Annotated in this window: 8 protein-coding genes; 2 read left to right on the top strand and 6 right to left on the bottom strand. The window is 70.3% G+C overall.

Annotation, left to right across the window (positions count from 1 at the left end; translation table 11 throughout):
• Positions 1-49: 49 nt before the first annotated feature.
• Complete coding sequence (locus tag ACFPN9_RS28370) at positions 50-1,663, bottom strand: ABC transporter substrate-binding protein (protein WP_066720730.1); 1,614 nt, start codon at positions 1,661-1,663, stop codon at positions 50-52.
• 95 nt (positions 1,664-1,758) lie between these two features.
• On the opposite strand from ACFPN9_RS28370, the gene ACFPN9_RS28365 reads away from it, so the two are divergent.
• Positions 1,759-2,631 (top strand): MurR/RpiR family transcriptional regulator, encoded by an 873-nt coding sequence (locus tag ACFPN9_RS28365; RefSeq protein WP_066720728.1) that lies wholly within the window; start codon positions 1,759-1,761, stop codon positions 2,629-2,631.
• A gap of 17 nt (positions 2,632-2,648) precedes the next feature.
• Here the strand turns inward: ACFPN9_RS28365 and rsgA are convergent, their stop codons facing one another.
• Entirely contained in the window at positions 2,649-3,656 is a 1,008-nt protein-coding gene (rsgA, locus tag ACFPN9_RS28360; RefSeq protein ID WP_066720844.1) for a ribosome small subunit-dependent GTPase A, read from the bottom strand.
• Between the two features lie 219 nt (positions 3,657-3,875).
• Here rsgA and hydA point away from each other — a divergent pair, with 219 nt between their 5' ends.
• On the top strand, positions 3,876-5,357 hold the full coding sequence (gene hydA / locus ACFPN9_RS28355) for a dihydropyrimidinase (RefSeq protein WP_066720722.1): 1,482 nt from the start codon (positions 3,876-3,878) through the stop codon (positions 5,355-5,357).
• A 165-nt stretch (positions 5,358-5,522) separates the two neighbouring features.
• Here the strand turns inward: hydA and ACFPN9_RS28350 are convergent, their stop codons facing one another.
• From ACFPN9_RS28350 to ACFPN9_RS28335, 4 genes are all read right to left on the bottom strand, one after another.
• Entirely contained in the window at positions 5,523-8,153 is a 2,631-nt protein-coding gene (locus ACFPN9_RS28350) for an AAA family ATPase (RefSeq protein WP_066720720.1), read from the bottom strand.
• On the bottom strand, positions 8,150-9,274 hold the full coding sequence (locus ACFPN9_RS28345) for a metallophosphoesterase family protein (protein WP_066720718.1): 1,125 nt from the start codon (positions 9,272-9,274) through the stop codon (positions 8,150-8,152). The genes ACFPN9_RS28350 and ACFPN9_RS28345 overlap by 4 nt, the downstream gene beginning before the upstream one ends.
• 102 nt (positions 9,275-9,376) lie before the next feature.
• Entirely contained in the window at positions 9,377-10,945 is a 1,569-nt protein-coding gene (locus ACFPN9_RS28340) for a cryptochrome/photolyase family protein (RefSeq protein WP_066720716.1), read from the bottom strand.
• A 125-nt stretch (positions 10,946-11,070) separates the two neighbouring features.
• Positions 11,071-11,206, bottom strand: a 136-nt coding sequence (locus tag ACFPN9_RS28335; protein ID WP_156450031.1) for a DNA translocase FtsK, incomplete at its 5' end; no start/stop codon positions are given.

Below are 11,206 nucleotides of genomic sequence, written 5' to 3'. Positions count from 1 at the left end.
TGCGGCGCGGGCCGCGCGGAGGCGGCCCGGCCTGTCGGGTCTTCGGCGGTCACTTCGCCTTCGGCTTCACCGACATCGCCAGCATGAACTGGTCGGCGCGGCCCTTGAGGTCGAGCTCGGACTTGAAGGCCCAGATGCCGCTCTCGAAGTGCAGCGGGATGAAGGCGTAGTCGGCGAGGACCAGCTTGCCGGCCTCCTGCAGCAGGGTGGCGCGCTTGGCGTCGTCGAGCGTCGTCACGGCCTCGCGGATCACCGCGTCGAACTTGTCGTTCTTGTAGCCGCCATAGTTCGAGCCGCCGAGCGTCTTGGTCTCGTTGGGGGTCGGCGGCCACTGACGCAGGAAGGAGGCCGCCTCGCCGGTCGCCGAGCCCCAGCCGCCGATCGCGACCGAAAACTCTTTCTTCGCGCGGCGCGGAAAGTAGATCGCCCGGGTCATCGCGTCGACCTCGGCCTTGATGCCGACCTGGGTCAGGTACTGCGCCACGGCCTGGGTGATCTGGCTGTCGTTGATGTAGCGGTCGTTGGTCGTCGAGAGCGTGACCTGGAAGCCCTTGGGGTAGCCGGCCTCGGCGAGGAGCTTCTTGGCCTGCGCCGGGTCATAGGCCAGCTTCTGCGGGTTGGCCTGCGTGCCGAACATGCCGGTCGGCAGGAACTGGTAGGCCGGCTCGGCCGCCCCGTCCATGATGCGCTTGACGATGGCGTCGCGGTCGATCGCCAGCGACATCGCCTGGCGGACGCGGACATCCTTCAGCGGGTTCTTGCCGTCCTCGGCCTTGACGAAGGGGCTCTGGTCGCGGGCGACGTCGAGCTGGAAATAGATCACGCGGGTCGATGGCGTGATGACGTGGTCGAAGCGCTTGTCGCCCTTGATGCGACCGAGATCGCGGGCGGCGGGGTTCTCGATCACGTCATAATCGCCCGCGAGCAGGCCGGCGAGGCGCGGGCCGGCGTTGGTGACCGGCAGCAGGCGCACCGTCGCCCAGGGCTCGGCCTTGCCCCAATAGGTCGGGTTGCGCTCGAGCTCGATGGCCGAGCCGCGGACATAGGATTTCAGCTTGTAGGGGCCGGTGCCGATGGCGAGGCTGCCGTCGTTGAAGCCCGTCACGGTCGGCCAGGGGCCGGTGACGCCGCAGTTCTTGGCGATGTCGTAGGTGATGGTGCCGTGCTCGACGATCGAGGCCGAGAGGATGCCGAGGCCCGAGAGCAGGTTCGGCAGCAACGGCTCGGGCGCGATCGTCTCGATCACCAGCGTCTGCGGATCGGGCGACGTGACCGAGGCGAAGTTGCCGGTGATGTCGGCGAAGGAATCGGAGACCTTGGTCTCGTTCTTGAGCGTGCGGCAGAAGGTGAAGATGACGTCCTGCGCGGTGAAGGGCTTCCCGTTCGAGAAGGTGACGCCCTGGCGCAGCTTGAAGGTCCAGCGGTTCTTGCCGTCGTTCTCCCAGGAGGCGGCGAGTCCGGGCAGCAGCTTCTGCTGCTCGTCCTGGCTGACCAGCGATTCGAAGATGTGCTGCGCCAGCGCGTTGTTCGGCGTCAGGTCGTGGTAATGCGGATCGACGGCGGTCGGCTCGGAGGCGAGCGCGATGCGCAACGTCTGCGCGCTGGCCGCCGATGCGGCCAGGCAGGAGACGGCGACGGTGGCGGAAAGCAGGAATGTGCGCATGATGACGGTTGCTCCCGGCTGAAACCGTTTTGACAGGTTTATTTTCGTCCAGTAGCAAACATGAAAATTTTTTTACGTCAACCGGGCGCGACCGCATGTCCCAAGGCCTGAAGCCATCGACGGATCTGTCGAACCGGATCGCCCTGATCTACCCCTCGCTGAGCGACGGCCATCGCCGCGCGGCGGATTTCGTGCTGCGCCATCCGCTCGACGTCGCGACGATGACGATCGAGGGGCTGGCCGAGGGCAGCGGCACCTCCAACGCCACGGTGACCCGCTTCGTGCGGGCGTTGGGCTATGGCGGCTATGGCGAGTTCAGGGCGGCGCTGTCGGCGGCGCTGAAATTCGCGCATGAGCCGGTGGACAGCTTCGCCGGCGCGCGCGCGGCGCCGGGCTCGACCTTCGCCACCTTCTCCCAGGCGCTGGCCGACCAGGCCGCCAATCTCCAGGCGGCGCGGGATGGGCTCGACGAGCCGACGGTGACACGGGCGGTCGCCCTGCTGACCACGGCGTCGCGCGTCTTCATCGCCGCGTCCGGGGCCAGCCACCATGTCGCGGGCTTCCTCGAGGACGGGCTGGCGCTCTATCTCGACGCCGATGTCACCTTCGCCTCTTCGCGCACGGGGCCCGAGCGGGCGATCCGGCACATGCTGTCGGCGCGGCCGGACGATCTCGTGGTGGCAATCTCGATGCAGCGCTATTCCCGCGCCACGCTCGATCTCGCGAGCTTCGCCAAGAAGCGCGGCGCCTCCGTGCTGGCGCTGACCGACGGCGCGACCTCGCCGCTGGCCGCGATCGCCGACGTCACGCTGTTCGCCCCGTCGCGCAGCCATCTGCTGCCGAATTCGCCGACCGCGATCTTCGCGCTGGCGGATGCGCTGATCGCGGCTGTGGCGCGCGAGCGTCCGGATTCAGCCGAGGCGCTGCGCGAACTCAGCGAAAGCCTGCTCTGGACCTTCCACCGCTAGGCCAGGCGGGGCAGCGGCTACCGCCGACGGCCCTTCGGTCCGCGCGTCTCGGGCGTCTTCGCCTTGTTCTCGGCGTCGAGCTTGCGCCAGCGGGCGAGCCGGGCGGGATCGACCGCGCCGCTCGCCACCGCCGCCTGAACCGCGCAGCCGGGCTCGTGCTCATGGGTGCAGTCGCGGAAGCGGCAGAGATGGGTGAGTTCGGTGATCTCGGCGAAGAGCGTCTCCAGCCCGGAGGCGGCATCGCTGACATGAAGCGTGCGCATGCCCGGCGTGTCGATGACCCACCCGCCGCTGGCAATCGCATGGAGCGAGCGCGAGGTCGTGGTATGGCGGCCCTTGTCGTCGCGGGCGCGGATGCCGCCGGTCTCCTGCGCCTCCTCGGGGGCGAGACCCGCCAGCGCGTTGACCAGCGTCGACTTGCCGACGCCCGACGAGCCGACGAGGGCGACCGTCCGCCCCTCCCCGCACCAGGGCGTCAGCACCGCCGTGGCGCCGGTTTCCTTCGGGTTGACGAGCGCCACCGCCAGCCCGCGCTGCAGCGCCGCCGCCTCGGCGCGGTAGCTCTCCGCCTCTTCCGTCAGATCCGCCTTGGTCAGCAGGATCACCGGCTCGGCGCCGCTCTCATTGGCGAGTGCCAGATAGCGCTCCAGCCGCGCGACGTTGAAGTCGGCGTTGCAGGAGGTGACGATGAAGAGCGTGTCGATATTGGCGCCGGCGAGCTGGGGCGTCTTGCTGCCCTCGACTCGGCGCGCAAGCACGGTGCGGCGCTCGAGCAGGCGCCCGATCGCATGCGTCCCCGGCTCGACCAGCACCCAATCGCCCACGGTATAGGCACCGGTGTCGGTGTGGACGGGGAGAGAAAGCCGGATCGGCCCCTCCTGCCCGATCGCGCTCATCCTCGCGCGATGGACGGTGGCGATGCGGGCGGGCCGCAGGCCAACGTCCTCCGGACCGCACTGCTCGGCGAAGAAGGAACTCCAGCCGAGCGCGGGAAGCGTCCAGGCGGCGGGCTCGGGCGCGGTCATCGGCGGGCGGTCCTGCAACGGGCGATGCTCATCCTGCCGGTAGAGCGGGCTTCGGGCCGGCCGGCAAGCGCCCTGGTCTCGGCCGCCGCATCAGCGCGACGAAGAGCGGCGGCGAAGACATCATAGCCCTGCGCCGGGCGGCGCTCGCGGCTGGCCGCGGCTTTGCTATGGTCGGAGGCAGCGGCCCGACTCCAGGCCGCCAGCCTGCCGGAGAACAGCATGACGACGCAACCCTTCGACCTTGTCATTCGCGGCGGCACCGTCGGCACATCGACCGCGCATTTCGTCGCCGATGTCGCCGTGAAGGACGGCAAGATCGCGGCGATCGGCACCGGGCTCGGCCAAGGCGCGCGCGAGATCGACGCGACCGGCAAGTTCGTCCTGCCGGGCGGCATCGATACCCATGCCCATGTCGAGCAGGTGTCGGCCGGTGGGCTGATGAACGCCGACACCTTTGAGAGCGCCACGACCTCGGCGGCCTTCGGCGGCAACACCACGCTGGTCTCCTTCGCCGCCCAGCATCGCGGGCTCGATCTGCGCAAGGTCGTCGACGACTACGCGGCGCTCGCGAAGCGCGGCGCGCTGATCGACTACGCCTTCCACATGATCGTCGCGAATCCCGACGAGAAGACGATCAAGGAGGACCTTCCGGCGCTCATCAAGGAAGGGCACGCCTCGATCAAGGTCTTCATGACCTACGACCTGATCAAGGTCGACGACGAGCCCCTGCTCGACCTGATGCTGACGGCGCGCGAGCACCGCGCCCTGATCTGCGTCCATGCCGAGAACCACGGCATGATCTCCTGGATGGGCAAGAAGCTGGTCGAGCGCGGCTATACCGCGCCGAAATTCCACGCGATCAGCCATCCGCGCGGCTCGGAATCGGAGGCCTTCACAAGGCTGATCACCCAGGCCGCGCTGATCGACCAGCCGATCATGATCTTCCACGTCTCGACCGCCGAGGGCGCCGCCGTGATCCGGCAGGCGCGCGGCCAGGGCCTCAAGGTCTTCGCCGAGACCTGCCCGCAATATCTGTTCATGACCAAGGCCGATCTCGACAAGCCGGGGCTGGAAGGCGCGAAATGGATGTGCTCGCCGCCGCCGCGCGAGACGACCGACCAGGACGCGCTCTGGCAGGCGCTGGCGCTGGGCGATCTCCAGACGGTGTCCTCCGACCACGCGCCCTACCGCTTCGACGAGAGCGGCAAGCTCTCCGCCGGGCCGAACCCCAACTTCAAGCAGATCGCCAACGGCCTGCCGGGGCTGGAGACCCGTCTGCCCCTGATGTTCGACGCGCTGGTCTCGAAGGGCCGGCCCGAATTCGCCGGGCGCGGGCTGGAGGCCTTCGTCGACCTGACCGCGACCGCGCCGGCCAAAATCTACAACCTGCCGGGCAAGGGCGCGATCCAGCCGGGCTATGACGCCGACATCGCGATCTGGGACCCGACGCGCGAGGTGACCATCACCGACGAGGCGATGCACGACCTGACCGGCTTCACACCCTTTGCCGGCTATCAAGTGACCGGCTGGCCCGAGACCGTGATCCGCCGCGGCGAGGTCGTCGTCAGCGACGGGGCGCTTCATGCCAAGGCCGGCTCCGGCCGCTGGCTCTCGCGCACGGGCGGCCCGGCCGCCGAGCCGACCGGCAACCTCGTGCTGGAGATGGACCCCGAACGGAATTTTGGCGCGACGATTTTGTGAGCGTCGCAGTTTGCCCTCGGAAACGCCCCGTCATCCTGGACAAGCTGCGATGCAGCGCAGCTCCGGGATCCATCATAGGGTTACGACATCGCCCTATGATGGATCCCGGTCGTCGCTTCGCTCCGCCCAGGATGACGGAGTGGCTCGGAGGCGAGGCAATCCGGCTCACCCCTCCGGCACCCACGGCACCATCCGCAGGATCGTGCCGCCGAGTTGGGCGAAGGCGCGCTGGCGGCAGGAGAAGACGATGATCTGCTGGCCGCTGGCCTGGCGGTGCAGCGCGTCGAACATGCGCTCGATGCGGTCGTCGTCGGAATAGACCAGCGCATCGTCGAGGATGACCGGGGCCGGCTGGCCGTCCTTGGCCAGCAGCCGCGCGAAGGCGAGCCGCGTCAGCACGGCGAGCTGCTCGCGCATGCCGCCGCTGAGCACGCCGACCGGCTCCTCCAGCCCGTTGCGGCTGACCGTGCGGGGCAGCAGCGTCTCCTCGTCGAAGGTCACTGTCGCATCCTCGAACAGCAGGCCGAGCAGCGGCCGCAGCTCCGTCATCACCGGCGCGAAATAATGGTCGCGCGCTTCGGCGCGGGCCGCCTCGAGCGCCGCCCGCAGCCGCGTCAGCAGGGCGACCTCGCGCTCCAGCGCGACCACGCGCCGCTGGGCGGCACCGAGCTTTTCCGACGCCTCCTGCCAGGCCTCCTCGACAGCGGCGTCGGCGCGGGCGCGGATGCGGCCGTTCAGCTCGGCCGCCTCCTCGCGCAGCGCCGCGATCTCGGCCAAGGCGCCGTCGAGCACGGAGCGCATGCGGCGCAGCTTGGCCTCGGCCCCCGCGATATCGACCGCACCGGCCCGGAGCGCATCGCGCTGCGCCTGCGCCGCCGACCAACCCTGCTGGGCCTGCGCCAGCGCAGCGCTCCGCTGCGCCTCCAGCGCATCCCGCTCCCGCTCGGGGCCGAGCGTCGCCGCCAGCCCCGCCAGCTCCGAGGCAATGCCGGCCAGGGCCCGTTCGGTCTCGACGACGGCCGCATTGGCGGCGTCGCGGGCGGCCTGCGCCTCCCGCTGCGCGCGGCGCGCGGCGACCACGCGGCCTTCCGTCTCGACCAGGCTCGCACGCGCGGTTTCCGGATCGCCTTCAGCTTCTTCGGCGCCAGCCCCTTGCGCCTCCAGCCGCGCGATCTGCTCCTGAAGCGCGGGCAGACCGTCCGGGGCCAGCAGGCGCAGGCGCTGCCGTGCCAGATCGAGCCGTCCGTTCAGCTCGCTGGCCGCGCTGTCGCGGCGTCGCGCCTCGGCGAGATCGGCCACCGCGAGTTCCGCCAACAGCGCCGTCCGCTTCGCCTCGGCCCGGGCGAGATCCGCCTCGTCGTCGCCACCCTGCGGCAGGGTGATGGCGAGCCGGCCGACGCCCTGGATGGTCAGGGTCGCGGCGCCGGACAGGGTGCGTTCCTCCTCGTCATCGAGCGCCGCGCCGTCGAGCTGGATGGCGGCGGCGACGCCAGGATCATAGGCGACGCGCAGCAGCGGGCGGCGCGCCGCCGCCGTCGCGCGCAAGCCGACGAGCTCGCTTTCCAGCGTTTCCAGCCGCGCCAGCGCCCCCGCCGGCAGCCGCAGCGCCTTCAGCTCGGCCTCGATCGTCTCGATCTCGGCACGTCCCTCGGCCGCGCGCTCATGCTCCTGCCGCAGACGCGCCAGCTTCTCGCCGGCCTCACGGGCGCGCATCGCCTTGTCCAGCCGGGCGAGCAGCTCACGCGCCTCGCGCTCCCCGGCTTCAGCCCGCTCGACTTCGGTCGCGGTTGCGAGACCGGCCTCGTTGGCAGCGCGCTGGCGCGCCAGCGCCTCGTCGCGACGGCCGCGGCTTTCTGCCTCGCGTTCGCGCAGCAGCGCCAGCCGCGCGAGATCGCGACGCAGCGTGTCGAGCGCCTCGCGGGCCGCGTCGCGGGCATTGCGGGCGAGCGCGGCCTCGACCTCGGCCGTGCGCAGCGCCTCGCCATGGGCCCGGGCGGCGGCGAGCGCCGCCTCGGCCTGGGCGACCTCGCGCAGCAGGGTCGCATGGCGCTCGGCGTCGTCGAGCTCGGCGAGCCGGGCCCGCAGGCTGCGGCGCCGGTCGAGCGCGTCGCGCAGTTCGCGCAATTCGCCCGCTAGCTTCTGCTCATGCTGGGCCAGCGCGTCGCGCTCCTCCAGCGCCTGCGCATAGGCGCCGCCGGCCTTGGGCCGACCCGTCGCCGTGACGAGAGGCGCCAGTTCCGCCTCGCAGGCGGCGAGCGCCTGCGCCATGCGGCGGCCGCCGGTGAGGGATTCGACCTCGCCCTGGACCGAGGTCAGGACGGATTCGCGGGCGCGCTTCTCGCCCTCCTCGTCGCTCCTGGCCCGCCGCTCGATGCCGGTGATGCCCTGACGCACCCAGAGCAGACCCGCCGGCCCCGCCGTGCCGCCCTGGACGAGGTTGGCGATGAAGCGCTCGGCCTCGTCGGCCTGGGCGACGAGCCGGCCGGAGGCGAGTTCGCGCACCATGGCGCGCTTGCCGCCATAGAACTGCTTCGTCAGCCGGAAGGCGCCGTTCGCGGTCGTGATGTCGGCCTCGACCAGCGGGTTGCCGCCGCTATAGGGCCGCAGGCCCTGTACGGCACTGGGCGTGCCGGTGTGGGGCTGGAAGAACAGCGCGTGGAGCGCGTCGAAACAGGTCGATTTGCCGAATTCGTTGACGGCGCAGAGTACATTGACGCCGTCGCCGATGCCCTCGACGGCGACGCCCCGGCCGGCGAAGCGGCGGACATTGTGGAGGCGCAGCGCCGTCAGCTTCATGCGGGCATCGCCGCGCAATAGGAGAACAGCCGCGCCAGCGCGTCGCGCGCCGCCTGGCGCTCGGCTGCGGAACGCGCCTCGTCGAGGCTCTCAGCGAGCAGCGCGTCGGCGGCCTGGCGCAGCGCCCCTGCCCGGTCGATCGCGTCGAGATCGTCGCTCTCGCAATCCGTCGCCAGGGCCTCGGCATCCAGTTGCAGGAAGGCGAATTCCGGCGCGACCGCCGCGATCGCGGCGTCGAGCCAGGCGCGCGCCTGTGGCCGCAGGCGCCCCGCAGCGACGACGCGCAGCAGGGTCTGGCGACGGACGGGGCCGGCCGGCAGACGCTTCGTCAGAGCCGAGGCACCATCATCGCCGGAGAGCAGGTCGAGCGGCAGGCTGCGCCAGTCGAAGCTGCCGGTCTCGACGGGCGTGACCTCGGGCATGGCGCCGGGACCGGTGAGCGACACCAGCAGCGCGCGGCCCGGCTGGTCGTGCTTGAAGCGGTCGGGCTCCGGCGAGCCGGAGTACCAGCTGCGCGGGCCGATCGGCATCTGGCCGTGCCAGTCGCCGAGCGCGAGATAATCGAGCCCGGCCCGGATCGCCCGGTCGGGCGCGATGATGTCGAGGCCGCCGCCATCCTCGGAAAAACTCTGGATCGCGCCATGGGCGAGGCCGATGCGCAGCGCCCCTTCCGGCGTGGCGGCGCCGTCCATCCAGTCGGTCAGGTCGCGGCCCGGGCGCCGCGTGGTGCAGGGCGCGGGCAGGATGACGATGCCGGGTGCAAGCGCGAGCGGCGCGGCTTCCGTCGCCAGCACGACATTGGCCGGCAGGGCGGCGCGTGTCGCGGCCCAGAGCTCGTCGGCGAGCAGCGAGTCATGGTTGCCGGGCAGGATGACCCAGCGCAGCGGCGCATGGCCCGCCATGGCGGCGAGCGCCTGGCGCAGCATGGCGGGGCTCGGCGTCTCCGTGTCGAAGCTGTCGCCCGCCAGCAGCACGGTCTGCGCGCCGCCTGCCCGCGCCTGCGCCGCCAGCCGGTCGAGCACCGTGTGGCGCGCCTCGCGCAGCCGGCCGCGCAACTCCTCCGGCAGGGTGCCGAAGCGCTTGCCGATATGCAGATCGGACGAGTGGAGAAACCGGAACATCGCACCCTGAAACGAAACAGCGGACCGCGAATCCACCGAGGCCCGTTCGGGCCGGCGCGCAGCATCGTCGCAAATGCGCGCGAAGGAAATGGCGGGCCGCGATCAGCCGAAGAGGTCGGGCTGCTTGGCTGGCCTGGCCCGAGCCGGCGCGTCGAGCCCGTCGAGGATGACGGCGGCCTCACGCCGGATCGTCTCGACATGGGCCGGCGTCATCCGGTCCAGGTTCTTGTAGGGCATCGCCATGCGGGGATTGTTGCCGAGCCGGTCGCGGTTGCGGATCAGGAAATCCCAGTAGAGCGGATTGAAGGGGCAGGCCCCCTTCCCGGTCTTGATCTTTGGATCATAGGCGCAGGACCCGCAGTAATCCGACATCCGGTCGATATAGGCGCCCGAAGCTGCATAGGGCTTCGAGCCGAGGAGCCCGCCATCGGCGAAGATCGCCATGCCATGGGTATTGGGCAGCTCGACCCATTCGAAGGCGTCGGCATAGACGGCGAGGTACCAGGCCTCGATCTCGGACGGGCGGATGCCGGCGAGCAACGCGAAATTGCCGGTCACCATCAGCCGCTGGATGTGATGGGCATAGGCGTTGCGGTTCGTGTCGGCGATGGCGTTCGCGAGGCAATTCATGTCGGTCTCGCCCGACCAGTAGAACCAGGGCAGCGGGCGATCGGCTTCGAGCGCATTGGTCTGCGCATAAGCGGGCATCTCCAGCCAGTAGATGCCGCGGACATATTCGCGCCAGCCCAGGATCTGGCGGATGAAGCCCTCGACGGCGTTGAGCGGCGCCTTCCCGCCCCTGTAGGCGGTTTCGGCGGCGACACAGACCTCGCGCGGCAGCAGCAGGCCGATGTTCAGATAGGGCGAGACAAGGGCATGAAAGAGGAAGCCTTCGCCCTCGGCCATCGCATCCTGATAGTCGCCGAAGCGCGGCAGCGCCGCCTCGACGAAATGAGCAAGAGCTTTGAGCGCATCCTCTCGCGTCACGGCCCAGCCGAAGCCGTCGAGATCGCCGAAATGCCCGGCGAAGCGGGTCGCGACGAGGTCGATTACGTCGGCCGTCACCGCATCGGGCGCGAAGCGCAGGCGCCGCGGCGGCGTTATGCCGGCCGGCAGGCGCTTGCGGTTCTCGGCGTCGAAGTTCCACTGGCCGCCGACCGGACCATCCTCCTCCATCAGCAGCCCGGTGCGGCGGCGCATCTCGCGGTAGAAGAACTCCATGCGATAGGATTTGCGGCCATCGGCCCAGGCGGCAAACTCGGCGCGCGAGCAGAGGAAGCGGTCGTCGTCGCGGATCTCGACGGGGAGGCCAAGATCCCGCGCCCAGTCGTCCATCATGCGACGCACCCGCCATTCGCCGGGCTCGGTGACGATGACGCGGTCGGGCCCGTGGCGGGAGACCGCGCGCGCCAGCTCGCTCGAGAAGGAGCCGGTGTTGGCGGGATCGTCGAGCGCCACGTAATCGACGCTCAGCCCCTCCTCGCGCAGCTCGCGAGCGAAGTGGCGCATCGCCGAGAGAATGAAGGCGATCTTCTGCTTGTGATGGGGGACATAGGTCGTCTCCTCCGCCACCTCGACCATCAGCACGACGTCTCGCTGCGGATCGAACCCGTCGAGCGCGGAGAGGTCGCGGCTGAGCTGGTCGCCGAGGATCAGGACGAGGGTCTTCACCGGGCGGAGCTCCTCCGGCCCCGCCGGTCGCTCACAGATCCTGTCGGGCTCATCGCAGCGCTCCTGTCGTTGCGATGACTACGCGCCGCTCCCGCGAACGGTTCAGCCGAAGGCTCTGGCGCCCCTCAATCCTCGTCTTCGCGGGCTCGGCCTGTTTCGACGAGGATTTCGCGTTTGCCGGCGTGGTTGGCGGGGCCGACGATGCCTTCGTTCTCCATCCGCTCCATGATCGAGGCGGCGCGGTTGTAGCCGATCTGGAGA

Source organism: Allobosea massiliensis, from assembly GCF_042655245.1.
GTDB lineage: Bacteria > Pseudomonadota > Alphaproteobacteria > Rhizobiales > Beijerinckiaceae > Allobosea > Allobosea massiliensis.
The sequence above is the reverse complement of the archived record's forward strand: the minus strand, read 5'-3'. Positions and strand labels throughout refer to the sequence as shown.